The sequence below is a fragment of the Deferribacter desulfuricans SSM1 genome, assembly GCF_000010985.1.
GTDB lineage: Bacteria > Chrysiogenota > Deferribacteres > Deferribacterales > Deferribacteraceae > Deferribacter > Deferribacter desulfuricans.
This window is the reverse complement of the sequence record NC_013939.1, coordinates 977,341-1,004,154: the sequence shown is the minus strand read 5'-3', so window position 1 is coordinate 1,004,154 and position 26,814 is coordinate 977,341. Positions and strand designations below refer to the sequence as shown.

At 29.1% G+C, this 26,814-nt stretch carries 30 protein-coding genes; 1 reads left to right on the top strand and 29 read right to left on the bottom strand.

Annotation, left to right across the window (positions count from 1 at the left end; all coding sequences use genetic code 11):
- Genes DEFDS_RS05065 through DEFDS_RS04985 form a run of 17 tightly spaced genes read right to left on the bottom strand, consistent with a single transcriptional unit; the run spans position 1 to position 15,917 of the window.
- Positions 1 to 2,181, bottom strand: a complete 2,181-nt coding sequence (locus tag DEFDS_RS05065) for a tetratricopeptide repeat protein (RefSeq protein WP_013007726.1) — start codon at positions 2,179 to 2,181, stop codon at positions 1 to 3.
- A complete protein-coding gene (locus tag DEFDS_RS05060) occupies positions 2,181 to 2,876 on the bottom strand; it encodes a 7-carboxy-7-deazaguanine synthase QueE (RefSeq protein ID WP_013007725.1) in 696 nt (231 codons plus the stop codon). The genes DEFDS_RS05065 and DEFDS_RS05060 overlap by 1 nt, the downstream gene beginning before the upstream one ends.
- A complete protein-coding gene (gene queD, locus DEFDS_RS05055; RefSeq protein ID WP_013007724.1) occupies positions 2,869 to 3,228 on the bottom strand; it encodes a 6-carboxytetrahydropterin synthase QueD in 360 nt (119 codons plus the stop codon). Before queD ends, DEFDS_RS05060 begins: the two co-directional genes overlap by 8 nt.
- Positions 3,216 to 3,935, bottom strand: coding sequence for a pseudouridine synthase (locus tag DEFDS_RS05050; protein WP_013007723.1), 720 nt, complete (start codon positions 3,933 to 3,935; stop codon positions 3,216 to 3,218). The genes queD and DEFDS_RS05050 overlap by 13 nt, the downstream gene beginning before the upstream one ends.
- Complete coding sequence (gene scpB / locus DEFDS_RS05045) at positions 3,911 to 4,423, bottom strand: SMC-Scp complex subunit ScpB (RefSeq protein ID WP_013007722.1); 513 nt, start codon at positions 4,421 to 4,423, stop codon at positions 3,911 to 3,913. Before scpB ends, DEFDS_RS05050 begins: the two co-directional genes overlap by 25 nt.
- Positions 4,416 to 5,120 (bottom strand): segregation and condensation protein A, encoded by a 705-nt coding sequence (locus DEFDS_RS05040; RefSeq protein ID WP_013007721.1) that lies wholly within the window; start codon positions 5,118 to 5,120, stop codon positions 4,416 to 4,418. The genes scpB and DEFDS_RS05040 overlap by 8 nt, the downstream gene beginning before the upstream one ends.
- A gap of 9 nt (positions 5,121 to 5,129) precedes the next feature.
- Positions 5,130 to 6,110 carry a tryptophan--tRNA ligase gene (gene trpS / locus DEFDS_RS05035; RefSeq protein WP_013007720.1) on the bottom strand — a complete coding sequence of 327 codons (981 nt, stop codon included), beginning with the start codon at positions 6,108 to 6,110 and terminating at the stop codon, positions 5,130 to 5,132.
- Between the two features lie 9 nt (positions 6,111 to 6,119).
- Positions 6,120 to 6,752, bottom strand: a complete 633-nt coding sequence (locus tag DEFDS_RS05030; protein WP_013007719.1) for a site-2 protease family protein — start codon at positions 6,750 to 6,752, stop codon at positions 6,120 to 6,122.
- 45 nt (positions 6,753 to 6,797) lie between these two features.
- Entirely contained in the window at positions 6,798 to 7,463 is a 666-nt protein-coding gene (gene ispD, locus DEFDS_RS05025) for a 2-C-methyl-D-erythritol 4-phosphate cytidylyltransferase (protein ID WP_013007718.1), read from the bottom strand.
- Entirely contained in the window at positions 7,460 to 8,428 is a 969-nt protein-coding gene (locus DEFDS_RS05020) for a PIN/TRAM domain-containing protein (protein WP_013007717.1), read from the bottom strand. The genes ispD and DEFDS_RS05020 overlap by 4 nt, the downstream gene beginning before the upstream one ends.
- A gap of 4 nt (positions 8,429 to 8,432) precedes the next feature.
- Positions 8,433 to 9,434 (bottom strand): potassium channel family protein, encoded by a 1,002-nt coding sequence (locus DEFDS_RS05015; protein ID WP_013007716.1) that lies wholly within the window; start codon positions 9,432 to 9,434, stop codon positions 8,433 to 8,435.
- Positions 9,435 to 10,256, bottom strand: a complete 822-nt coding sequence (locus DEFDS_RS05010; RefSeq protein WP_013007715.1) for a YggT family protein — start codon at positions 10,254 to 10,256, stop codon at positions 9,435 to 9,437. It abuts the gene before it with no gap.
- A gap of 2 nt (positions 10,257 to 10,258) precedes the next feature.
- Complete coding sequence (locus DEFDS_RS05005; RefSeq protein ID WP_013007714.1) at positions 10,259 to 10,945, bottom strand: YggS family pyridoxal phosphate-dependent enzyme; 687 nt, start codon at positions 10,943 to 10,945, stop codon at positions 10,259 to 10,261.
- The gene (locus DEFDS_RS05000; RefSeq protein ID WP_013007713.1) at positions 10,942 to 11,682 is read right to left on the bottom strand and encodes a polyphenol oxidase family protein; all 741 of its coding nucleotides are present in this window, start codon (positions 11,680 to 11,682) and stop codon (positions 10,942 to 10,944) included. The genes DEFDS_RS05005 and DEFDS_RS05000 overlap by 4 nt, the downstream gene beginning before the upstream one ends.
- Positions 11,652 to 13,235 (bottom strand): radical SAM protein, encoded by a 1,584-nt coding sequence (locus tag DEFDS_RS04995; RefSeq protein WP_013007712.1) that lies wholly within the window; start codon positions 13,233 to 13,235, stop codon positions 11,652 to 11,654. The genes DEFDS_RS05000 and DEFDS_RS04995 overlap by 31 nt, the downstream gene beginning before the upstream one ends.
- A gap of 43 nt (positions 13,236 to 13,278) precedes the next feature.
- Positions 13,279 to 15,084 (bottom strand): ATP-binding protein, encoded by a 1,806-nt coding sequence (locus DEFDS_RS04990; RefSeq protein WP_013007711.1) that lies wholly within the window; start codon positions 15,082 to 15,084, stop codon positions 13,279 to 13,281.
- Positions 15,084 to 15,917: an HDOD domain-containing protein gene (locus DEFDS_RS04985; RefSeq protein WP_013007710.1), complete on the bottom strand. Its 834-nt coding sequence runs from the start codon at positions 15,915 to 15,917 to the stop codon at positions 15,084 to 15,086. The genes DEFDS_RS04990 and DEFDS_RS04985 overlap by 1 nt, the downstream gene beginning before the upstream one ends.
- A 97-nt stretch (positions 15,918 to 16,014) precedes the next feature.
- Between DEFDS_RS04985 and DEFDS_RS04980 the strand changes: the two genes are divergently transcribed.
- Positions 16,015 to 16,248, top strand: a complete 234-nt coding sequence (locus tag DEFDS_RS04980; RefSeq protein ID WP_041223628.1) for a hypothetical protein — start codon at positions 16,015 to 16,017, stop codon at positions 16,246 to 16,248.
- 245 nt (positions 16,249 to 16,493) lie between these two features.
- Here the strand turns inward: DEFDS_RS04980 and truA are convergent, their stop codons facing one another.
- Genes truA through DEFDS_RS04920 form a run of 12 tightly spaced genes read right to left on the bottom strand, consistent with a single transcriptional unit; the run spans position 16,494 to position 26,812 of the window.
- On the bottom strand, positions 16,494 to 17,228 hold the full coding sequence (gene truA / locus DEFDS_RS04975) for a tRNA pseudouridine(38-40) synthase TruA (protein ID WP_013007709.1): 735 nt from the start codon (positions 17,226 to 17,228) through the stop codon (positions 16,494 to 16,496).
- A complete protein-coding gene (locus tag DEFDS_RS04970) occupies positions 17,221 to 17,916 on the bottom strand; it encodes an energy-coupling factor transporter transmembrane component T family protein (RefSeq protein WP_161595879.1) in 696 nt (231 codons plus the stop codon). The genes truA and DEFDS_RS04970 overlap by 8 nt, the downstream gene beginning before the upstream one ends.
- A gap of 50 nt (positions 17,917 to 17,966) precedes the next feature.
- A complete protein-coding gene (locus DEFDS_RS04965; RefSeq protein ID WP_013007707.1) occupies positions 17,967 to 18,980 on the bottom strand; it encodes a DUF1786 domain-containing protein in 1,014 nt (337 codons plus the stop codon).
- An 8-nt stretch (positions 18,981 to 18,988) separates the two neighbouring features.
- Positions 18,989 to 19,204: a twin-arginine translocase TatA/TatE family subunit gene (gene tatA, locus DEFDS_RS04960; protein ID WP_013007706.1), complete on the bottom strand. Its 216-nt coding sequence runs from the start codon at positions 19,202 to 19,204 to the stop codon at positions 18,989 to 18,991.
- A gap of 16 nt (positions 19,205 to 19,220) precedes the next feature.
- Positions 19,221 to 20,711 (bottom strand): apolipoprotein N-acyltransferase, encoded by a 1,491-nt coding sequence (gene lnt / locus DEFDS_RS04955; RefSeq protein ID WP_013007705.1) that lies wholly within the window; start codon positions 20,709 to 20,711, stop codon positions 19,221 to 19,223.
- Positions 20,690 to 22,294, bottom strand: a complete 1,605-nt coding sequence (locus DEFDS_RS04950) for an ArnT family glycosyltransferase (RefSeq protein WP_013007704.1) — start codon at positions 22,292 to 22,294, stop codon at positions 20,690 to 20,692. Before DEFDS_RS04950 ends, lnt begins: the two co-directional genes overlap by 22 nt.
- Entirely contained in the window at positions 22,287 to 22,571 is a 285-nt protein-coding gene (locus DEFDS_RS04945) for a lipid-A-disaccharide synthase N-terminal domain-containing protein (RefSeq protein WP_013007703.1), read from the bottom strand. Before DEFDS_RS04945 ends, DEFDS_RS04950 begins: the two co-directional genes overlap by 8 nt.
- Positions 22,564 to 23,280, bottom strand: a complete 717-nt coding sequence (locus DEFDS_RS04940; RefSeq protein ID WP_013007702.1) for a glycosyltransferase family 2 protein — start codon at positions 23,278 to 23,280, stop codon at positions 22,564 to 22,566. The genes DEFDS_RS04945 and DEFDS_RS04940 overlap by 8 nt, the downstream gene beginning before the upstream one ends.
- The gene (locus tag DEFDS_RS04935) at positions 23,270 to 24,769 is read right to left on the bottom strand and encodes a sensor histidine kinase (RefSeq protein WP_013007701.1); all 1,500 of its coding nucleotides are present in this window, start codon (positions 24,767 to 24,769) and stop codon (positions 23,270 to 23,272) included. The genes DEFDS_RS04940 and DEFDS_RS04935 overlap by 11 nt, the downstream gene beginning before the upstream one ends.
- A complete protein-coding gene (locus tag DEFDS_RS04930; RefSeq protein ID WP_013007700.1) occupies positions 24,762 to 25,352 on the bottom strand; it encodes a hypothetical protein in 591 nt (196 codons plus the stop codon). Before DEFDS_RS04930 ends, DEFDS_RS04935 begins: the two co-directional genes overlap by 8 nt.
- Positions 25,345 to 25,914, bottom strand: coding sequence for a phosphoribosyltransferase family protein (locus DEFDS_RS04925; RefSeq protein WP_050742508.1), 570 nt, complete (start codon positions 25,912 to 25,914; stop codon positions 25,345 to 25,347). Before DEFDS_RS04925 ends, DEFDS_RS04930 begins: the two co-directional genes overlap by 8 nt.
- Positions 25,892 to 26,812: an ABC transporter permease gene (locus tag DEFDS_RS04920; protein WP_013007698.1), complete on the bottom strand. Its 921-nt coding sequence runs from the start codon at positions 26,810 to 26,812 to the stop codon at positions 25,892 to 25,894. Before DEFDS_RS04920 ends, DEFDS_RS04925 begins: the two co-directional genes overlap by 23 nt.
- Positions 26,813 to 26,814 lie beyond the last annotated feature (2 nt).

Sequence of the window (26,814 nt, the reverse complement as noted above, 5' to 3'; positions counted from 1 at the left end):
CTACAAAAATGAAATCTTTTTTTTCTTAGGTTTATTACTTTCATTATCTTTACTAACAGATTCATCTATCTCTTTAGAACTATCATCATCAGAAATAGTTACATTTTTATCGTCCAATTTTTCAAAATCAAATTTACTAACCTTTTCTTTTACATCTCTAAAATTACTATCAAGAGTATACAATTTCATATAATAATTCTTGGCTACCGACTCATCACCAGATTCTTCATAAATAGTTGCTAACTCATATAAAGAGTTTTTTATTTTTTCAACATCATCATAATCAGCAATTATTAGTTTATGGATATTAGCAGCATCCTCAAACCTACCCAGTTTTTTATAACATTCAGCTAACATATACAAACTTTCATATCTCTTACTACCGTAAGATGCCTTTTTTAATTCCTCAATAGCATCATCAAATAATTCAAGCTCAAAATAAGCTAATCCCAAATCGTAATGCGTCTCATAGTCGTTTTCTGAGACAGATTCGTTTATACTTTTTCTCATTGCTTCAACAACTTTTTTCTCTTCATCAGTAAAATTAATTAATTTATCATATTTTTGACTCTGTTCAACTTCCTCAGAAAAATGATCTAAATCAAAGATCTCCTCTTCTATTGCTTCTACATCATTTGATAAATCACTATGACTATCCTTTAATTCGTCTTCCTCTTCATAATTTTCTAAATCAATAGAATCAGCAAAGATATCTTCTTCTTCAACAACTTTATTTTGTTCATTCTCTTCTTTTAATAAAACCTCACCACTCTCAGTTTCATCCACATTATCTAAATCCAAATCTATTTCAAAATCATCCTGTTTTCCATCTTCAAAAGCTTCGTCAGCCTCCTCCTCACCATAACTTGTCGAATCAAGATCAAGATCTAAATCCAAATCTATCTCATCTCCTGTATCTACAATCTCAAAGCCTTCTTCAGCCAGTCCTGACTCCAAATCGATTTCATTTACCTCATTTGTCTCCAATGAAGAGAGATCAACATTTTCATCATAATGTCCAGATTCAGTAGAAGATTCAGTCACAGCAATACCGTGCTCTAATTCATTTATAAAATCAATAATTCGTTCAGCTTTTTCATTTTCTCCCTTATCATAATACAATTCAGACATCTTCTTATAAATTTCTATTTGTAAATTCTTAGCTTTACATTTCCCAGCCAAAACTACTAAGCTATCTAAAATCTCCAAATCATCTATTTTTGGATATAAATTTCCCACAATTTCTACAAAATCTATCTTAAAATCATATTCAGGCAAATTATTTATTTCTTCAATAAGTTCTTTTAACTTTTTATAATCATTCTTACTAAGATAAGCATTTGCCAAGTCACTATAAACTAATGGTTCCTTTGTTTCATCTTTCAACTTTTCATAAAAATCTAAATCTAACTCTAATGGATAATACTCTTTCAACAAAGAATAAACATCGGGATTAAACTCTTTATTAACATTATTTTTAGCTACTTCTATAAAAATATCTTTATGCTCAGATTTTTCTCTAAAGAAAGGTACCATAAACTGAATTAAATCAGACAGATCACACTTATGCTTCAAAGCATATTCAGAAAAATCTACCAAGTACTTCTTGGCTAAATCTGATTTTTCTTCTTTTACCTTTTCATAAACTATTTTTAATGCAGAATATAGAAACTTACAAATTTCAAAACTTTTGTTAAATTTATCCAATCTCTCTAAGACTATAACATAATTACTTAAATTGGACCTATCAATCTCAGTTATCTCTTTTAAAATATCGATAGATTTATCAATAAAACCGTTCTTTTCATATATCTCACTCAACTGCAAAAGTGTTTTTAACTGCTCACCCTTTAACCCTTTTTTTTCAAAAGCTTCTGCTAATTTTCTATATAAATCATATTCATCTGGAAAAATTTTCAATACTTTACGAATTTGAGCAATCAACTTATCCAAATATTTACCTTTTTCAAGCTCTTCTATAAGCCTTTTAAAAGTACTTAATGCTTCATTCTTTTGACCCAATCTAAATTGAATATCACCAAGGAGATTCAAAGCATCATAATCATCTTTATTTTTTGATAAATATTTTTTACACTCTTTTAAAGCTTTACGAAGATTGCCTTTGAGATAAATTTTTTTAATATCAGCAAATGTTAATTCTTTACTCCCGAAAAGCCCCATTATTTCATCCCAATTAATTTATGAACCTGAGGTATAAAATATGCCATAACATTATGATAATAACACAAGTCTAATATTTTATCAAGTAAACTATAATTAAATTTATTATCAATAAAATGGATATACAGCTCTTCTACCCCAATCCCTTTGATTAAGTGTATAGTGTTTTCTATTTTTTCTAAAGGTAAATTTTCTCCAACAACAATCTTAAAATACACTTTCTCATTAATATCTTTTAGTTTAATAATTCCATCTCTATTAAACTCTACACCAAAAACTTCCTTCAATTTTAAATCGACACTAATTATATCAAGATAATCTTCCAATTCTAATATGCTATCTACAATCAAACCACTTGTTTCTAAAAATGTTCTCACTCCTGCATTTTTTAAATATTGCAAAAATAACTTAAGAAAATCACAATATATTAAAGGCTCACCGCCAGTTAACGATACTGAATGAAACAAATTCAAGTCAAAATTATTTACAACTAAATTAAACAAATTATCTGGCGTAACAGGATTCTCGTACTTTTTGTCACAACACAAAAAATATCTATCAACAGTATAATTTGTATCGCAACCAACACAGTTTATATTACATCCAGCAAAACGTATAAATAGCTGTCTTGCACCCACATATTTCCCTTCACCCTGTACAGACTTAAAAATCTCTTTAACAAATGCTTTACTCATAATATTCAGCCGCTGCTGTTTCACTTTCCCATACAACAACAGAACTCATTAAATCACAGAATTTCTCCTTTAACCTATCATAAATATATTTAGCTATATTCTCACTCGTAGGATTAATTTTTTCAAAATATGGGTGCTCATTCAAAAAAATATGATCCAACTCATCAGTTATTTTTCTTAACTCTTTTTTTATATTTTTAAAATCAACCAACATACCTGTTTTATCAAGTTTTTCACCTTTGAGATAAACCTCAACTTTCCAATTATGGCCATGTAAATTTTCACATTTACCCTCATAATCCCTTAAAAAATGAGCACTAGCAAAATGATCAATAACCCTCAACCTATACATTTTTTTAACTCCTCTATCTCTTTTTTTGATAAATGCTTATATTCTCCAGGTTTTAAATCTACAATCCTTATTGGACCTATCCTAACCCTTTTCAATTTTTTTACATTTATTTTAAAAAACTTAAAAATATTTCTAATTTCTCTTTTTTTACCCTCATACAATACAATATTATAAGTATAATTACCCAAATAATTAATTTTACAAGGTAAATATTTAATTTCTTTAGTTTTCAACCCTGCTCTAATTAACTCGAGCTCTTTTTCTTCAAGAATTTTATCTACAGCAACTATATACTCTTTCTCAATTCTACTTGAAGGGTGCTGAATTTTATAAATAAGATCCCCATCATTTGTAAAAATTATCAAACCCTCACTTTCATAATCAAGTCTACCAGAATATCCGAGTCTATTCTTTTTGAAAAATTCAATATCTAACAACGACTTTTTATCTCGATATTTATCATAAGAAGTGAGCACCTTTATCGGCTTATAAAACTTAATATAAACTTTTTTATTAAAATCTAATTTTTCTCCATTAACTACTACATGATCATTGATACTAAATTTCTCAGCAGGATTGGTTATAACAACGCCATTTACTAAAACGAAACCGTTTTGAATTAACCTATCAGCTTCCCTTCTAGAATACTTTCCGCTTGAAGCTATAAGTTTATTTAGTCTTATTAATTCCTTTTTAATTCTTGCCATTCTCTAAATGTTGGTAACTCGGAAAGATCTTTTAAACCAAAATATTCTAAGAATTTATTAGTGGTGCAATAAAGTAGTGGTTTACCAGGGACATCTTTTCGCCCTATAATCTTAACAAACCCTTTATCCAATAGATTTCTGATTATAGAGCTACTATTTACACCCCTAATCTGCTCAATTTCTGCTTTTGTAATAGGCTGCTTGTATGCAATCACTGCAAGGGTTTCAAGCGTAGCTCTTGAAAAATTTTCTGTTTTCTCACCAAAAATATCAATTAAAGAACTATACAGCTTACTATCTGCAACCATTTGATAGCCACCAGCAACTTCAATTATCTTAATTCCAAGATCTAATTTATTAAAATATTCCACATAATCCGTTAATCTATTTTCCAAATTTACCGGTTCCATTATCTGCCTCAATGTCTTAACAGTTACAGGTTTGCCCGACAAAAATAGAGTTGCAAAAAAAAGTTTTTTCTCATCCATTTCTTTTCACCACAAAGTTCTCAAAATTGGATTCCTGAATCGCCACAACAACCTTCAATTTTATCAATTCCAAGATTGCCAAAAAACTTACTACCACTTCCATTTTATTTCTACATCTATCCAAAATGTTTTGCCAAAATAATAACTCATTTTCAAAAACCAAAGCTTTTATATTTTCAATAATTTCATTAATATCAATATTTTTCTTTTCTATCTTGATTATTTTTTTGTCTTCTTTTTTTATTAAGTTAAAAAATAATCTTGCTATCTGGTAAGCATCCATAGATTCGCTATAATCTTTTTCCAGAGTAATGGACTCTTCTCTAGTTAAATATGTTGAATATTTTTGTTCTCTTTCCCTTAAAATTTCAGCAACATCTTTAAAAAATGAATATTCTATCAATCTCTGAGTAAATAAAAATTTCTCTTCCTCAATATCAATATCATCTTCCACAATGCTATTATGTGGCAACAACATCTTAGATTTCAAATAAATTAAATAAGATGCCATTTGAATAAAATCTGATGCAACTTCAATATCCATCTCTTCCATTGTATTGATAGCATTAATAAACTGATCAGCAATTACTGAAATTGAGATATCATAAATATTCATCTCATTTTTATAAATCAAATGAATCAACAAATCTAAAGGACCCTCAAAATTATCTAATTTTATTTCCAGTAAATCACCCATAGTTTACCATCAAATTTTCATTACTCTTCTAACTTTTTCCATTATTTCACCTGCTATTGTATTAGCTCTCTCTTGACCATCTTTAATAAAATCATCTATATCACCAATGATTTTTTCATATTCTTTTCTCTTTTCTTGTATTGGGGTTAAAAACTCAAACAAATGTTTTAAAAGTATTTTTTTACAATCCACACACCCAATCTTTGCATTTTTACAACCAAAGATTATCTCTTGTTTTTCGTCCTCTGTTGAAAACACCTTATGATAATCAAAAACTGGACATACATCTGGATTACCAGGGTCACTTCTCCTTTTTCTATTAGTGTCTGTAATCATAGTCATTACTTTCTTTTCAACACTTTTTAAATCTTCACTGAGCATAATCGTATTCCCATAAGATTTACTCATTTTTCTACCATCTGTACCCAAAAGCTTAGGAACTTCTGTCAGTAAACCTTCAGGTTCAACAAATATCTCACAGTCATAAAGATAATGAAACCTTCTCACAATCTCTCTACTTATTTCTATATGAGGTATTTGATCAACCCCTACAGGAACGTATTTTGCGCTATAAAGAATAATATCAACAGTCTGCAGTAATGGATAACTTAAAAAACCTAAATTATTTAAATCCCTATCTTTCATTTCCATCTTTATCTCTTTATAAGAAGGGCACCTCTCCAACCAGGCAACTGGAGTAATCATAGAAAGCAATACAAACAGTTCTGCATGATAAAGATTTTTAGATTGAACAAATAGGGTGCTTTTTTCCGGATCAATCCCCACACTCAACCAATCCAGGATTAATTCTTTTCTAAAAGTATTAATATCTTCTGGGTTTTCATAACTAGTTGTTAAAGCATGCCAATCTGCAACAAAATAAAAACATTCATACTGCTCCTGCAGTTTTACCCAATTTTTCAAAGCCCCAAAATAATGACCAATATGCAATTTACCTGTAGGTCTCATACCGCTTAATACTTTTTCCATATCACCCTCTTACAGTAGTAATTTTACAAAAAAATGTATAACAGGAAATATAAAATAATCCACCATATTAGTTATAAGCAAAATCAATATTATAATAAATCCATATCTTTCATACTTGATTAAAAAATACTGTTTATCAGAAGGTAAAAATGATTGTAATATTCTACCACCATCTAAAGGTGGAATAGGTAAAAGATTAAAAACTCCCAAAGCAACATTTATCTGCACAGAATACACTGCCATTAATGTCAAAGGAACTAAAATCTTATTCATTAATAAATTAGACGTATTAATATGGGTAAAAATATTATAAAATACTGATGATATAATAGCTAAAATAAAGTTTGCTAATGGACCTGCAAAAGCTACTATTGCAATACCATGTTTCCTTCTCGCAACTATATTAAAATTTACAGGGACAGGTTTTGCCCAACCAAAAAGTCTCGTCAAAAAAAGAACTATCAATCCCATTACATCAATATGTGAAAGAGGATTTAAAGTAAGTCTACCAGCCTTTTTAGCAGTATCATCCCCTAAAAAATATGCAGCGTATCCATGCGCAGCTTCGTGAAAAGTAATCGCTGCTAAAAAAGGGAGTAAAGCGATACTTAATTGCTGTAAAAAACTATTTATATCAAACATAGTCTGATTTCATAACAAAATAGCAATCTAATGTCAAAATATAAATCAAAGAAATTTAGAAATAAAATCAATATCATTAAAATAAGTTACTTTTAAGTTTCTCACATCTGATTCCACTACTGCAACCCCCTCACCAAACTCTTCCATTACTTGAGCCTCGTCTGTAACTGTTAATCCTTTCTCAAAAACATATTCAAAACCTTTAATTAACTTTTCCCTTTTAAATATCTGGGGGGTATGAGATAAAAAATATTTTTCTCTATCAACTGTTTTTTCTACAACATTATTTTTAACAATTTTCACCGTATCCCTAACTTTCAAACCACAAATTACAGCATCGTAAAAATTTAACTTTTCAATCAACCTATTTACAACATCCTTGGTAACAAGTGGTCTAACTGCATCATGAATCAATACATATTCAGCATCAGATTCATTTATACAATTATAAACTGTATTAAAACGCTCCTTTCCACCTTGAACAAGTTTATAATTATCTATATCTAAACTTTCCATTATATTTTCAATAAACTTGCTATCCGTATCGATATTACAACCAATTATAAAACATTGAAAATTAAAAGATTTTGAAAGATGATTTAAAGTATGATACAAAATTGGTCTACCATTTATTTCATAATATTGTTTACTTATTTTTGAATTAAACCTCTTGCCAACCCCTGCAGCTGGTATTATTGCATCAATCTTCATTTTTGCCTAGCAAATATAATTCTTCCCGTTTCAGTTTGAAGAAGACTTGTTATCTCAACCTTAACAGTTTCTCCTATCAAAGATTTACCATTTTCAACGACAACCATAGTTCCATCCTCTAAATAACCGACCCCTTGATTGTGCTCTTTCCCCTCTTTAACCACTGTGATCTCTAAAACTTCTCCAGGGAGCACAGTTTGTCTCAGGGCAATCGCTAAGCTATTTATATTCAAAACTTCCACATTCTGAATTTCTGCAACTTTCAATAAATTATGATCAGTTGTGATAATTTTACCCTTATACTTTTTTGCAAGTTTAACCAATTTTTCGTCAACCGTTCCAATATTATGAAAATCTGTTTCATCTATCTTAACTGGAATTTTTTTCTGCTCTTTTAATCTCTGTAAAATACTCAACCCTCTTTTCCCTTTTTGTCTTCTCAAATGCTCATGAGAATCTGCAATATTCTGAAGCTCTTTCAATACAAAGGTTGGTATTACAAGCTCACCCTCTAAAAAACCTGTTTCTATAATATCCAATATTCTCCCATCAATTAGTGTAGATGTATCTATAATTTTTGGAATTTTAACAACTTTCGTTTTGACAGGAACCAGCGAAATCTTAGAAAAAAGGTTTTCTACTATTGTATAATTTTTATAACCCACCAAAATGCCGATATAAGTTATTACAAAATAAATAGCTAATTTTATCGGCTCACTAGTAATAAAAGATGATAAAGGTGACATTATTAAGTAACTAATAATCAAAAATAATACACCACCAATAATACCGCTTAAAATTTTAAAACTTTTAAGATCTGTAATCAATATTTCTAAGATATTTATCGCTAAAATTACACCAAAACCGTATGCTACCGCATAATTTATATCAATCCCTATTTTGTCACGTAACAACACAAAAACTATCATTATAATTAATGAATAAATAAGACGAAATAGCCACATCTAACTAACTCCTCAAATATTTTTTTAGTTCATCAAAATCATCTCTTCTACCCAAACAAATCAAAACATCATTATCATTTAAAACTTCTTCGGCACTAGGACTATATATAAAACTACCGTCGCTCTTTTTTATTGCAATAACAATAATCCCAAATTTTCTTAAATTTGACTCTAAAATAGTTTTACCTTTTAGTTTAGAATTTTGACAAATAGCCAATTCTTCAACCTCAATATTATAATCATTTTTACCAAGTGCTAACTCTAAAAACTCAGTAACATTAGGCTTTACAATTGCATTTGCAATCTGGAGAGCACCTGTCGTAAAAGGTGATATCACATTATCAGCCCCTGCCCAAAACATCTTTGAGCTTGCTTCATCATCCATCGCTTTTGTGAAAACCTTTATATCTTGGTTAAAACCTTTTGCAGTCAATGTGATATAAACATTTTCTGCATCAGATTCGACAACAGAAATTATACCTTTAGCATATAATATATTTGCTTTCACTAAAGTATCCTCTTTCGTAGCATCACCAATTATATAATAATAATCTTTTTCATCAAACTCATTGATATACTTTTCATCTTTCTCAATAACTACAAAAGGGATCCCCTTCTCTTTTAATTGGCTAGCGATTATTTTTCCCATTCTTCCATAACCACAAATAATATAATGATCATTTAGTTTACTAATTTTTTTATCCATTCTTCTTCTCCCAAAAGTTCTTCCAATTTCACCAGCAATTATTAAATCAAATACCTGAGTACCTATATACGCAAGGGTACCAGTACCAGTCAAAATCAAAAATATTGTAAAATACTTACCAGCTTCAGATAAAGGGAAGACCTCTTCATAACCAACAGTAGAAATAGTGATTATTGTCATAAATAGAGAGTTTAGAAATCCAGCTTTTTCAATAGACTCATAGCCCAAAGTCCCAACTGCAACAATCAATAACAAAACTACAAAACCAATAAGTATATTTCTAACTTTATACTTTAACATTTAAAAAATAATCTCCAAAAGCCTAATCAAAAACACACGCAAAAACTCAATCACAAAAATCAAAACAATAGGGGAAATATCTATCATGCCAATAGGTGGAATCAATCTTCTAAATGGACCCATAACAGGCTCTGTTAAAGCAACTATCAGCTGTACAATAGGGTTGTATGGATCTGGACTAACCCAAGATATTAAAGCTCTGATTATTACTAACCAAGTCAAAATTTTTAACAGCCCTATTAAAGTAAACAAACCATACTTCGTAGTAAGTAAAACAACCGAAACAACATCAACCCCTCTACCAACTAAACTATTAAACAGAATCTGTAAACCACTATCCAAAAACACATAGATTAAAAATATAAAAATAACCGAAATTACAACAACGGTATTCCCAGGGACGTTAATTATTGACCTTGTTACTTTTACAACAGGCAAACCTATCCTATGGAAAAATGTGGTATAAATTGAAGCTTGATAAGAAGTATTTAACAAACTTCCAAGGATAAGCGCTATTATATAAAAGACCATTAAAAATCTCAACATCTCATCAACTGCACCAATTAAAGAATATAAAAAACTTACCCCATTAAATGCCCAATACACTAACCCCAGTAATATGGTAAAAATAATAATAACTAAAGGTATGAATTTTTTACTTTTCTCATGGGGATATTTAGAAAAAATAGTTGCAAAAATAGGCTCTGTAAAAGATGCTACAAGTTTACCCAAAGGGTTGAAATAAAGCTCTTGCCTTGTCATTACGCCTCTTAAGATAAGCAAAACAATATAAGCTTTAATAATAAAAGAAAAAAACCACATATTCAGCTCCTCTTACCAAAAATAGCTGAACCAATACGCACCATATTGGCCCCTTCTTCAATAGCTATCTCAAAATCATCACTCATACCCATGGAAAGATAATCCATTTGTATATTATATCTGTCATTTGTTTTTAAAAAAAGTTCATTCATCTTCGCAAAAAAAGGGCGATTAACTTCCGCATCATCAACCAAAGGTGGAATCATCATCAACCCTTTTAGCTTAAGATTATCACAGTTTAATACAAACTCTACTAATCTATCATAATCCTTTAATAAAACTCCAGACTTTTGTGGTTCTTCAGCAATATTTACTTGGATTAAGATATCCTGGGTTAAACCATTTTTTTTAGCATATTTGTTTATCAATTCTGCCAGCTCTATCCTATCCACAGAATGTATCAAGCTAAAATTATTTTTTAAATAACGAACCTTATTTGTCTGCAAGTGCCCAATCATATGAAATTCTATGTCTTCAAATTTATCTCTCAACCCCTCAATTTTTTTCAAAGCTTCTTGAACCCTATTTTCACCAAATACTCTCTGACCGCAATTATACGCTTCAACAATCTTTTCTGCTGGAAAAGTTTTACTTACAGCAACTAAAACTATATCATCTTTTGCCCTTCCAGATTTAATAGCTGCCTTTTCTATTCTTTCCATGATAATTTCTAAATTTTTACAAATCATCTCACCCTCGATATAACTGAAATCATCCTGCCTGTTACCTTATCTCTTCTATAAGAATAAAAATTTTTATTACAGTATGAACAATCCCTTATATGCTCAATTCTATTTTTTTCAATACCATTTTTTAAAAACATATCCTCAATCTGAGATCTCAAGTCAAAAAAATATTTTCCATTTTTATATATTAAATTTTTATCGATGTTAAAAACCTCTTTAGTATAATTTATAAAATCTCCTTTAACCTCAAAGCAATCTTTGCATATCCCAACATTTATATACACCTTTCTTATATCTTCTTTACCAAACATTTTAATAGCATTATTTACGATACCGTTAAAAACTGATTTCCAACCACAATGTAAATTTGCATAACTGCCATTTTCACCAATAATCTGAACACTATAACAATCAGCAGTTAATATACCTAATCCGATACCAACCTCTTTTGAAAATAACCCATCTCCATTAAAAAAGGATGGTGTATCCTTTTTCACCTCAATGATATTAGAACCATGCACTTGCCTTAATGTAACTATCCTGCTTATACCAATCAAATCTTTTAAAATCTTATAATTTTTTTCCACATTTAACAAATCATCTTCACAGAAATAACCAAAATTAAAACTCTTATATGGCCCATCAGAAACACCACTAAATCTAGTTGTGGTAAATATATTAAAATATTCTACAATATTTTCTGGTTTTATTAATGGTATCTCTTTAGTATTTCCTTGCACTTCAGAAACTCCCTTTTAATAATATCAGCATCATAATTTGGTTTAACAAGTTTTTCCCATAAAAAAGTATAATTTTCATCATAAATCATCTCACCCCTTTTTACTGCATCAGCTTCTCTTAAAGCTCTTTTCACATCAAAGCCGTTATCTAACAATTTAATATAAAAATCTTTCACATAATCTTCTGCTCTTGATAAAAAACCTTGCAACAAAGCATTATTATAATTCATTATATCATATTTCACATTAGAAATTCTACCAAACCTTTTTTTCAATAATTTAATCTTTTCATTCAACACTTTCTTTTTATCCAATCCAAAATATTGCAACGGTGTATTAGGTTTAGGTATAAAAATATTTACTGAAACCTTTATTTTTCCCAACCTGTTATACTTATCCCTTTGAATACCAAAAAATATTTTTGATATATTTTCAACTCTATCTGCAATCATTTCAACATCATTAATATTTTCCCCAGGTAACCCTATCATGTAATACAGCTTCAAGTTCTCTATCCCAACATCTGCTATCTCTTTTGCAACATTTAAAATAACATCTTCATCTATCTCTTTATTTATTAATTTCTTTAACTTCCTACTACATGTTTCCTCAGCAATAGTAATAGACCTTACGCCAAGTTTTTTTAGCATTGATATTATATCATTCGTTAAAGTATCAGCTCTCAGTGAGGATACAGAAACCTTTAGTCCAAACTTTTCAAACTGTTTTAACAAATCTGCCACACAAGGCAAATCTCCAAATGCCGCTGAAATAAGGCCTATTTCATCAGAAAACCTTTGATTTTTTATCACTTCAAATGTTTTTTCATAATCAAATACTCTAAATGGCCTATAAGCAAAGGTAGCAGTGCAAAATCTACAACTGTATTTACACCCACTTGATAACTCAATTAAAAATTCGTTGGCAAACTCACCCAGCTCTGTTTTTATCACAGAATTTATGATTGTATTTTTATTCCTCAATAAAACTTTTCCAGGGTATTTATCTTTTGAAATAACAAACTCGTATTTTAAAAGCCTTTCTAAAAAACTATTTTTATCGGAGTAAGTATTAAACTCCTCTTTTATATTTTCCAAAATAGGATCTATATCTCCAAGTAAAACAACATCTACAATATCAATCAATAGTGATGGGTTGATAAATGCCAAAGCACCACCAGCAATAATTGGTGGGAAACTATCATCTCTTTCATCCTTAAAAACTGGTATCTTTTCATTTTTTAAAAATTGAATAAAACTTAAAATATCCTCTTCGAAATTAATGGAAAGTGCAAGGATATCAAATTCTCTCAAAAATTTCTGATTTTCTAAAGATAAATTATCCTCTAAATAATCTAAAACAAATCTTTCACAAGTTACATTTTCAATTTCATTAAACTTTTTATAAACATATTGGTAACCGAGATTTTGAATAGCTATTTCATATCTATTTGGATATATTAGAGCTACTTTTATTCGACCAAATTTTTTTATAGTCCCAAATTCTTTATTTATTATTTCACGATAATGATTAATTACAGACCATTTTTCCATAATAAAACTTTATAGCATATGGCAGATAAGTAAACATGAAAAATTAACTTTCAAGTAACTCTTCAACCTTTTTAAGTAATTCGGGCAGTTTAAAAGGCTTTTTGATAAAAATATGTTCAGAGCCTGGAAGATGATTTTCTTCAATATCACTACAACCAGAGATATATATAATCTTACAAAAACCAAATCGTTGGATGTAATCATTTACAAATTCATACCCTTTGCCATCATTTAATATAATATCTGAAATAATTAGATCAAAAGGTGTATCCAATTCTTCAAGCACTTTTTTTGCATCAGCAAGGGAATTTGCAACTACTACATCATAACCATTTGACTTTAAAAACTCACCAACTGTGAAAGTGATAACCTCTTCATCATCTAATATAAAAATTTTGGTCGTTTTATCTGCTGAATTAGTTTCCTCTTCATTACTTTTTTCAGTTACTCTTATAGGCAATTTTATAGTAAATTTAGTATATTCATTCTCTTTTGATTCCACCAAAATAGTACCATCGTTATTTGTGATATACCCATACACCATCGCCAAATCTAAACCTATTCCATGTTTATCATGCTTAGTTGTAAAAAATGGTTCAAAAATCTTTTCAATATATTCCTGCTTTATCCCTTTACCGTTGTCATAAATTTCTATAGCAGCAAAATCTTTGTTATTTTCTTGAATAGTATAGGTTTTTATAATTATAGTTTTATTTTTTCTATTTACAGATTCTAAAGCCTCTATGCTGTTCATAACCATACTAAAAATAATATTTTTAAAAATATCCTTGTTCAAATTAACACTACAATCACAATTTAAATCTAATTTTAATTCTATTGTTTCACCAAGTATATCCCTATACTCTTCAAAAAACTCTCTAATAGCATCATCCAATAAAAACATTTCTTGAGAAATCTCTTTTACTTTAATAAACAACACCATTCTATCCATCATTGATGAAATATCATCAATGTTATCATAAACTTTATCAAGATAAGTCTTTATTTTTTCATTAGCAGTCTCATTTTCAGCTAAAGTAATATATGACTGCATACCTGTAAGAGCATCGTTTATTTTATGAGAAAATATTTTCAAAACCCTTTCCACAACTTCTACTTTCCCTCTTTTTGACAACTCCTCTTCAAGTGTTATCTGATAAGTTATATCTTTAAAAATAAAAACAAAATAATACTCATCATTATATTCCACTTTAAAAACAACATAGGCAAAAGTATATTTCTTCCCATCTTTTATAAATTTCACAGTTTCTGCCACATACTTTTCTCTATCTAGCACCTCTTTTATTTTAATTTTCAGCTCTTCTGGATTATCAAAAAATGGTAACTCATCAAATTTAAAATAATCTTTAGCACAAAATTCACTTAAAGCCTTATTTTTATAATATAAATTAAAGTCTTCATCTGTAATTAAAACAAAATGTGGGGTATTAAAAATCACCTTTCCAAAAAGTGCTAATTTTTTGTCCTTCTCCACAATTTCAGAAATATCTGTTATTGTTAGGATAAGCCCTTCTTCACCATCAGCACCAATATATTTAGAAGCAGACATCAAAGCATCAAAATTATCACCGTTATATTTTCTCAATTTTATTTTAAAATTTTTTAAAAAACCTTCTTTATTTATTTGCTCAATAACTCTTTTTCTATCTTCTATGTTTAAATAAAAATCTTTTGTATTTATTTCTTTCAGTTTTTCCCTACTGACTTGAAACAAATTAAAAGCTTCGTCATTTGCATATAAAACTTCGCCACTTAAAGTAGAAACAACAAAAGGGATAGTCATGTTATTTATAAAATTTAAGATAGATTTATTGTTAATTATTTCCATTATGCACCTTCAAAAAGCTCTTTTTCCACAGCATAAATTTCATCAAAATGAGACAAAGCTTCACTAATAAGTTCATCAGAAAACTTCAGTTTTTCATTTGCTAAATTAAATGCCTCTTCATCAAAAATATTTAAACCGATATTTTTTCTGTTTACTAAACAATTTGATAGCACTAACAAAGTAATCAAATCATCTTTCTTATACATCGAGGCAACGTGATGATAATAAACCTTTTCATAAAACAGTTCAGGTAAACCCCATTTACTCAAAACATATCCACCAATTTCTGCATGATTAAAACCTATAAGGTTTGATTCTATCTCGATTGAATTCGTATTACTTTTTTTGGTTATATTAACTATTTCATCATAAAAAGGCGTAGTTAAAAGAAAAATAACTTTACCAATATCATGCAATATCCCCAATAAAAATGCATCCCCCGTATCAACATTTACTTCTTTTGCCAAAATCCTCATTAATATGGCAACACATAACGAGTGCTCCCAAATTTTCTTTGCCAGTTCTATTTTTGACTCATCATTATAAAAATAGCTTTTCATTGATAATGCTATTAAAAGATTTTTTAAATTTTTTTCGCCCAAAATTACAATTGCATGTCTTAAATCCTTTATCTCTTCTTTGGGTGAAAAGATAGCAGAATTTGCCATTTTCAAAATTTCAGCAGTCAATGCTAAATCTTTAGAAACGAGGTAAACAACCTCAGACAGACTGTAATCATCTTTTCTCATAATTGACAAAACTCGAGTAGCAATCTGGGGCAAAGGTGGAATCTCTTTTGCTTTTTCAATAATCATTTGGCTATCAAATTTCATATTTTAATTATACTTTTTTCAACATAAAAATCAACTATTATAACTTGAAAAAGCTTCTAATTTAAATTATAATAACTAAAAATTTAGAGGGGTTCAGATGAAAGAGAAGTACTTAGAATTAAAAAAAATCGTTGTAGAAATGAGTGATTGCTACGAATTTTTAACTATATCAGAAAGAGAAGAATTAAAAAAATATAAAACCGAGCTTCAAAATTTAGAAACAGAATTATCACCTGCAGATATGGATTGGGTAGATAATGAATTCCAAAAATGGTATGAAAAATACATTATGATGGAAACACTGGTATTTATAAAACCCAAAGCAGGCTAAATCAAACTTGAGGATGTTGCATAATAATTACTTAAGCACTTCAGATTGCTTCGCTACGCTCGCAACGACGGCATTTTTGGGTCATTGCGAGCCAGCCATTTAGCAGTAAATTTTGAGTTTAAAACTTTTTGTATGTATAGCATTTGCATATATAATTTTAAATATTTGAAGTTTAATGGCGGGGGAAGCAATCTCAAAACTACATTAATATAAAAAATTGATTCATTGTGCTACAGCCTCAATTTTTAATAAAACACCTCTTTTAAATAAAGTCCTTGAGGCGGGGCTGTACGCCCAGCATTTTTTCTATCCTTACTCTTTAGAATTTCTTCTATCTTTTCTGGCGAACTATTATCAGAATATAAATCAATTACAGTCCCTACAATATTTCTAACCATATTATGTAAAAAACCGTTTGCATTTATCTCAATATTTATAAAATCACCATCCCTCTTTGCAAAAATATAATTAATTGTTCTAACAGGGTTTTCTGGTACACTTCGTTTTAAACACATAGCACTAAAATCCTTCTCCCCTTTAAAAAACTTCAAATACTCATTTAACAAATCCACATCAATATTATCTCTAATCCACCAAGCTCTATTTCTAAAAAGTGCAGATCTTATTTGGTAGTTATAAATTTTGTATATATAAGTTTTGCTAATTGCTGATTTTTGAGCATGAAAGGATAAATCAACATCTTCAACATGTTTTATAACCACATCCTCTGGTAATACACTATTTAATCCCAACAAAACAGATCTATTTTCAAGATACCTCTCAGAGACAAAATGAAAAACCTGTCCAACTGCATGCACCCCAGTATCAGTTCTACCAGATCCAACTATGTTTATACTACTTTTGTATATTTTTGATAGCGCAGCTTCTATTACACCTTGCACAGTTCTCAAATCTTTCTGTCTTTGCCATCCAAAAAAATATGTACCGTCGTATTCTACAACACATTTTTTCTTATACATATCTAAAACCTAACAATATCAACAATTCTACAGTAATAAAAACTAAAAACTCTTTATTTTTAGGCCTTGAAAATTTAAGAATCTTTGACCAATCCCTTTTGTACATCAAAGTTATGGACATCTGATCAGCAAAATAAAATATCCTATTTATAAGAGGGATTATAAACTCATCAATACTAAAAAGATTTTTAAAAAAACTTCTCTCTTCACCCCTAATCTTTTGAGCAATTCTAATCTTTTCTGCTTCTTCAAAAACCAACGGGATAAATCTAATTGCTAAAATAGAAGTTATAGCGATCTCTTCACTATTAATTTTAAATACCTTTAAAGGGATCATTAAGTGATAAATAATTTTTACTAAATCAAAAGGGGATGTCGTAATAGTTAGTAATGCTGATAAAAGTATTATTAAAAAAAATCTTAATGTATAAATCAAACTCAAACCTAAATTTGAAAAGTTTGGATTAAAACTCCCATTTTGAGAAAATATTAATTGTATTATAAACGTGAATATAAGTAAAAAAAGAAAAGGTTTAACATAATATAATAATATCTTTATGTTTATCTTAGAAAATTTAGATAAAATAAATACAATAATTGTAAACAATAATAATAAAGCCAGACTGTTAGCAGAGGAAACCAATGCTATTGTTGAAATAAATATGAGAAATTTCAACAACGTATTCATATTATGGAGAAATGAATCTGCGTGAAAATATCTGCCAAAATATATTCTGTTCATAGTAAAGATTGTTGCATTAATAAACCTACATTCCCAGTAATCATCACATCACCTAAAGGTGAAGCAAAAGTTATATTTTCTCCAAAATCAAACAATTCACTCCTGCGTGGGCCAGTCACTAATACAGGGATATTATTTAGTTCAATACCAGGAATTTTAAAATAAATATGAGCTCCATGCCCCCCATCGTTATATACATCTTCATGTGAAACGTCATAATTACAAAGCATTTTAATATAATTATCTATTTTATCCTTGTTTAACATAGAAGTATGATGTTCAATAAAAGCAGATATTTTAAAATCTTTATCAATAAGGGCAATAAATGTATGCCCATTACCCACATCAACAGTAATACAAGGAAAACCTCTTGAAACATATGAAGCGCCAAGTGCAGCCACTACTGAAGTATCTGAAATAGCATATTTGTTTATCCCCAAATCTTCAAGCTGATTTTTTAAAGAGTTCCACCTTGTAAAATTATTAGGGATATCATCTTGAGCTTCAAATTTTGCGTTTAACAAACCCTCCGCTAAAAACTCTTTCAAAAAATTTATTCTAACAACTCTATCCGATTTCCCCTCTTCATAGCCATGATCCTGAGCAGCTACAAGTATTTTATAAATATTAGTATTTGAAATCTCTTCAATGAAATCTAATTTTTTTTTATCTATTTCACAAAAAAAAATATCAGGATTTACGATATCCTCAACTACTTTAAACCCATCATCTAAAACTTCATCAAGATTATCACTAACAGTTCTTGCAGCAGTTTTTGATAAAATCACATTATAACTTTTTAGATAATTTTTTAGAGCCCTATTTACAAAACCTCCCCCTATTGTATATCCACCTACAGTAAGATCACCACTGCACTCTTTAATCTTCTTAGAAAAATAATTTGTTGGAGAAGGTAAAATCAATTTAATAAAATTCTCTGGTTTTTTACCTCTTTCAAATAGCAGATAATCTGCAGTCCCCAGCCCTATATCAATTGATAATATAGCCATATTCGGTTTTATGCGTCTTTTTTATCCTCACTCTTTGATTCAACCTGTTTATTTGGTTCTTCAGGTGTAATATCAACAGCATTTTCAGCATCATTTGCTGCTTTTTTAAAATTTTTAATGGCTTTACCTAACCCCTCGCCAATTTGTGGCAATTTACCAGCACCAAAAATAACAAGCACAATAACCAAAATAATTAGCAACTCTTGTGTACCTAATCCAAACATACCTTACCTCCTAATTTTACTTTTTATTACCTTTTTTAAACAATTTTATCAATAAGTTTCTTTTAATAATTTCATAGATTAGAGACAAAATAATAATTATAATCAAATAATTATAACCAACCCTTTCAAAAAAAGTCTTATCATCAATTATAGGTAAATCACATTTTAATACACCTTTTTTAGAAATACCTAATGTTACAACACCTTTTTCTAATGGATTTATACATGCTGAAATGCCTGATTGTGTGGCTCTCACCACAGACCTGTGAAACTCATAACTTCTAATGATATCTATGGCCAGATGCTGATATCTCCCTTTCGATTTACCAAACCAACTATCATTTGAAAGAAATACAAGCAAGTCAGTCCCTTTATCCAAAAATTTTTTTACAAGTGATGAATAAGCTGACTCATAACACAACGGTGAGGCAATAAAAACATCTTGATTTAACTCAAATATTTTATATTCATTTCCCAAACTAAAATCTTCAGCATCTTGGAAAAAATAGTATTCTATTGGTTTTAAAATAGACTTTAAAGGGAAGTATTCACCAAATGGTACAAGATGAATTTTGTCATAATATTCGTAATTATTGTTTTTCAAAAAATACACAGAATTATAATACTCTATTTTTTCTTTTCCCTCATATCTTAAACAGCCAAAAATAACCCCCTCACTTTTTTTATTAGAAGCAAGATAATTAATTATCCAATCATCTTCATTGCAAAATGTGGGAAATACTGATTCAGGCAAAACAATCAAGTCATAATTACCCTCTAAAGAACTATACATTTTTAAAACATTATCTATCAACTGTTCTTTTTTGTTAGGATCCCACTTATCCTTTTGGCTATAAGATGGCTGAATGGTTGCAATTTTCAAATAGCTTAATTTCTGTTTATTATTAACTGGAACAATATTAGCAAATACAACAAGAAATATGAATATCAAAATTCCATATAAATATTTAGCTCTTTTGTTTGTAAAAAAGTAAAACAAAGATAGATTTATCAAAACTAATATAAAAGAAACTCCTAATTCGCCAATATAGCTATATAATTTTGAAATAAATGGATTATTATATTGTGTTATACCCAGATTTAGCCAAGGGAAACCAGTAAGAAACCAACTTTTAATAATCTCCAAAATGGTAAAAAAAGCTGAAATCAAAACAATATTGAAACCCTTTTTAAATACAAAGACAAAAATCATCCAGTAAAGAGCTAAATACGAACTAAACAGAAATAACAAAATTATACCAACAAGTTTAGGAGCATTACCAAACTCACTGATAGTAATAACAATCCAGCTCAGAGTAATCATATAAAAAAAAGTAAAATGAACGTATGTATAAAAAATAGCTTTTCTTAGCTCTAATTTGTTTATTGCATAAAAAAATGGAAGTAATGCAAAATAAGCAAACAAATAGTAATTATAACCAGGAGTAGATAAAACCAACAGACATAAAGATAATAGAAATAATCCTATTTTTGTAAATTTTTGCATAAATATGCACTATATTTTCTTTGTTGAAAAACCTCTTTGCACTGTGCAAAAAATTTCTTTTCAAAGTTTTTAATATATTTTGGTCTTGTCACAAGAAAAAATGAACCTCTTTCTTTTACAAATTGCATTATTTCATTATCATTTGTTAAGTAATATGATTTATATTTCTCATCTTTTTCAAACTGAGTTTCACGCTCTTTTCCATAAGCCATAACAACAAGTTTATCACGATAAAAAGATAGAGAAGGGATAAATCCATTATAGACCAAAATATCCAATTTTTTATCCGGATCAAGTTTATTTAAATATAATCCCATCTGCCTGTACCCTCTTATTTCAGGACCAATAACTGGTAAAATCAGATATATAATAAACGTTAAAGAGATCATAGTAAATGCTACACTGCTTAAGAATTTACTATTTTTTAAATTTATAATTACTGGAGATATAGTTAGGAGTACCAAAATCCCATATAAGACACATGTCTTTTTAAAATCGTTCAAAGGCGGGTAAATATAACCTGAAATCATAACCCCAAAAATTATTAGAATAAGTATCCCAGCTATGAAATATCTATAAAAATTTTTGTCTACCTTTTTATATCCATAATATGCTAAAATCGAAGAAATTGGGAATAAGGGCAAAATATATGTAGCAAGTTTACTTTTTGCTATACTAAAAATTATAAAAGGGATTAAAAAATAAAATATCAATATTTTAAATTTACTACTTAATGTTTTAAATAATTTCGCTGTTTTAATGAAATATAGCGTATAAGGCAAAAAACCACCAATAAAGACTAATATAAAAAAGTAAAATGGCTTATATCTATGGAACCTATTTGTAACAACCCTATCTACAGTTTGCACTTTCAAAAAATAGTTTAACAAATCAGAGTTTTTAACAATTACTGCTATATACCAAGGCAACGAGACAGCTAAAAAAACAAAAACAGCTAAGACAATTTCTTTAAAAGTAAAAACCTTTTTATGACTTTTATCTATAAATTTAACGAATAAATACGGTAAAATAGTAAACAGAAAAATGATAGGACCTTTAGTTAAAAACCCAAACCCCAATGCAAAACCATAAAATAATGAATTTACATATGATTTTTGATGATAAATCTGCCTAAAAAGAAAATACTGTGCAATCACTGTCCACATGGTTAAATATATATCAGTGGATGTAATCCTTGAAATTGCTATAAAAAGAAAATTTGTGGAGTATATAAGTGCAGTGTTATAATAATCCTCTTCATTTTCAAAAAAAAGCTTAGCAAGCTTATATAGGAAAAATATAGATAAAACAGCAGCTAATACACCAAAGAATCTTGCACCAAGCCCATTATTCCCAAATATTTTAATACCTGTAGCTATCATCCAATAAGCAAAAGGTGGTTTATGAAAATGTTTAATTCCATTAAAACGAGGCTCTAAATAATCCCCTGTTACTACCATTTCTCTTGCAATTTCAGAATACCTTGCTTCCGTAGTTTCAAACAGAGGTACAAACTTAAGGGGATAAACAGTTATCAAAAAGTAAAATATTAAGAAAATATATATCTTTCTTTTGTCAGTCATTTTCTAATTTTCTTTTTCTCTCTTTATGAATAAAATACAAATTTCTTGTATATATTAAAAACCCCGTGGATTGGCCCACTATAAAAACAATATCTTTCCTAAGAATCGCATATGTAAGTAAACATATGCTACCGCCAAGGCTAAAATACCAAAAAGCAACTGGGATAACACTTTTTTTCATCTTTTCACTATAAATCCATTGGATAAAAAACCTCATAAAAAATAAAAACTGTCCTGTAAACCCTATAGCCAACATTATAATTTCTGTTTTAGACATTTGATTCCTTCACCTTAATTTTTAAAAACCTTTTAATCATCCATCTAACAACTATCAAATCATAAAACCCTTCAATAGCCCTTCGTAGATTTGTATATTTCGATTGGCCATATATCCTAGGTCTATGATTTACCTTTACTTCAATAACCTTGGCACCTTCTAACCTCATCAGAGTAGGAATAAACCTATGCAAACCTTTAAACATCTTAATACGCCTTACCATATCACCTCTTAAAATTTTAAGAGCACATCCTGTATCTTTAATAGTTTCCTTTGTCAACAAATTTCTTACAAAATTTCCTATTTTACTACCTATCTTCTTAGATAAACTATCCTGCCTGTTATATCTCCAACCATTCACAACATCATACTCAGGATAATATTTTATCATTTCCAAAATATCATTGGGATCATTTTGTAAGTCTGCATCCATAGTGATTATTACATCTCCTGAAGAGTTTTGAAACCCTGCATAAAGAGCTGCAGATTGTCCACAATTTACAGCAAAAGAAACATATTTAACGTGAGAATCTTGAGATGATAACTCCTTAATTAATTTGAAACTATTATCATTACTTGCATCGTCTACAAACATTATCTCATAATCATACCCTAATTTCTTTGCAACTGCAGTAATTTCACTATAAAGAGGTTTTATGTTTTCCTCTTCATTATAAACTGGTATTACAAACGAAATTTTATTGATCATCTTCTACCTCTTTATACCTATCCAGCTTAATTGTAAAAATTGTACCTTCACCTTCTTTACTCTCAACAATTATTTCACCATTATTCGCATCTATAATCTCTTTTACTATGCTAAGCCCCATCCCTGTTCCATCCTTCTTTGTGGTATAAAACTCATTAAAAATATTCCTTTTTACTTCTTCACTCATCCCTATCCCATTATCTATAAATCTAAAAATAATATGATCCATATCACAATTTACATCTAATACAACTCTTGGATTATCAACATCTTTCACAGCATCTATTGCATTTTTTATTAAATTTACGAAAACCTGCTCAAGTTGAATCCTTGACATCTTAAGATAACAATCACTCCAATCTCCGTTTTTTTGGATATCAAAAACTATATACTCTCTATCAAACAATATCCTTTTAACATAAGCCTCAATATCATTTAAGAATTTTTCAACATTAATAAGTTCAACATGATTTGGTGTATACTTTGAAAATCTTAAAGTCTGATCTATAATCATTTTAATTCTCTCTGCATCACTAATTATACCTTCAACTAACCTTTTTGTATTTTTATCACCCATTTTTTCACAGTACATCATCAGTAAATCGGTATTTATCATGATAGAATTCAAAGGGTTTTTAATTTCATGACTTATAGATGCCATCAATTGGCCAATTGTCGTCAGTCTATCCACATGCAACATATTCCTGTGCATATTATCTATCTTTTGATTAGCTCTTTTTAATGAACTTACCATAAAATTGAAAAATTTAGCTAATCTTTCTATCTCATCTCTTGTGCGTAATTTAATCCTTACCCCCATATTATTGTTGGCTACTTGAATCATACCGTCTTCTATTATCTTTAAAGGATGAATAATTAGCCTATTAATCAAAAATGAAATTAAAAATGTTAAAATTAAAGAAAATATTATAAGAGTAATAACCACATTAACTGCTTCTTTACTCATAATTTTTGATATTCTATTTACATCTACATTTATGTTTAAAACTCCAATAATTTTCCCCTCATCACTATGACACTTTCTACATGCCCCTTCATTTTTATAAGGTCTATAATACGAGTAAAAAGTTAAATGTTTTGTTTTGATCAACTCAAGTTTTTCTTTATCTTTTAAATGATCATAGATAGAAGTAATGTACTCTTGATTGTACTTAGTGGCAAAACTAGAATAAGTACAATTAATATCATCATTTTTGCCAAAAATGTGAATACCCAAAATATTTTCATCTTTGCTCAATCTCTGAACAAGCTCTTTAACAGCATCCTTATCACCATTAGTCATGAAATTATTTATTGCTCTATCAACCAATAATGGCAAAGTCTTTACATAATTTTCAACAATTAACAGTGATTTCTTCTTTACATTATTAGCTAAATAAACCCCTACTAAAATATTCAATATCAAAAGAATAATAAAAATGATTAACGTAATTTTTATCTGTAAACGGTTGTATTTAGGCTTATTCATTTACCAATTTTATAGATTCAAATATCTTTTTCGAGTACTCTTTTATATCTTCCCCTGTATCAACATATGTAATAATAAATTGATAAAAGTATTTATCTTTTGTTATTATTTTAGCAAAGAACCCCACAGGTAATTTTAATTTTTTATATCCCATTGTACCATAGATAACCCTTGCCTTGACACCACCTTCATCTAAATCCTTTTTTTGATATTTTAAAGTTTCCTTATTACTTACATTTTTAAATTGAAGTAATAATGCATTCTCTATCACATCAATATCTGGATTATCTTTTGCATATTCAAATCGCGCAACACTAATTCTAAAAGCCCCTTCTGAATAATCATACATAATCCCTTGTTTTATAATCTCAACTTTTTTAATTTTTAAATCATGTTTAATAAGCTCACCTGGAGATAATAGTTCGATCCCTAAGTCATTCAATTTATATAACTTCAGCTCCTTTTTTACCAAATTTTCATTCTGTTTTTTCAATCCAGCTTCTCCAACCCCTCTCCTTGCAACAACAGCTACAAGAACCAATCCAAAGATAAACAAGGTTAAAATCAGTAATTTTCTATTCATAAACATCCTCCATAAAATTCTTTAAATCACTCTTTGTTATTAAAGATATAATATCACTTTCATTACTCTTATTTACAACGACTGCAGAAGCAACAATTTCTCCTCCAGCTTCAGAGCATAATTCTTTGACAGCATCAAATGTATTTCCATGAGCATAAAAATCATCAATAAAAACCAACTTTTCCCCGTTTCTAATAACATTTTTTGAAATAAACAGCTCAGTTTTTTCCTGTTTTGTAAAAGAAAAACTTGAGACAGAATAATAGTCATCTATAGTTATAGGTAATTTTTTTTTAACAACCACAAAATCCTTTTTCATCTTATAAGCCAACGCAGAAGTAAAAATTATTCCACTGCTTTCAACAGTTATAAATTTATTAAATTCAGTATTTCTAAGTTTATATTCAAAATAATCAACTATTAATTCTAATGCTGTAAAATCTACCAAATGATTTAAAAACTCTGTAACATTTATTATATCACCATTAATCTCAGCTTTATTCTTAAAAATATTTAAAAATTTACGCTTAAGATCCATCTTATCTCCTATCTTCTCTGTCATAAGAGATACCAAGAGCTTCAGGCTCTACTTTTGCCCCTTTTTCCAATCTAATAGTAGCAATTACTAAAACAATTATTGTAAAAAGGTAAGGTAACATCTGCAAAATATGAGCAGAAACATTAGTCCCTATTGCTTGGAGCCTAAGCTGTAAAGCATTAATCCCACCAAATAGATAAGCCCCAAACATAGCTCTATAGCAATACCAGGATGCAAAGATAACCAATGCCACTGCAATCCAGCCTCTACCTGCAGACATATTTTCAATCCACATTGGAGTGTATGCTAAAGAAAGATAAGCACCACCTATTCCTGCCAAACCTGATCCAAAAATTGTTGAGAAAAATCTCACTTTAAAAACATTTATACCAGCAGTATCAGCAGCAGCAGGATTTTCGCCACACATTCTAATTTTTAATCCAACCCTCGTTTTAAACAGAACAAAAGAGAGTGCAACTACTAAAAAATAACTAAAATATACAAGTATATCCTGATTAAAAATAACTCCAACTACAGGTATTTTTGATAACAACGGAATAGAAATTTTCTTAAAACCATCAAGCGGTATACCAATCATTTTCTTCCCATAAAGTGCAGTGATCCCTATCCCAAACATTGTAAGTGCAAGGCCACTAACAATCTGATTCGCTCTAAGATAAACGGTAATAAAAGCATGAATCATACCAGCCAATGAAGCAAAAATAAAAGACGCAATTACACCAAGATAAAGATTTCCAGTAACATGGGATACATAAAAACCGCTTAAAGCCCCAATAAGCATCAAGCCTTCCACACCAAGATTTATAATACCACTTCTTTCTGTAACTATTTCACCTAAAGTAGCAAAAAGAATTGATGTACCAGCTCTAATTGTAGCATCAATCAATATTTCAACCATCATGT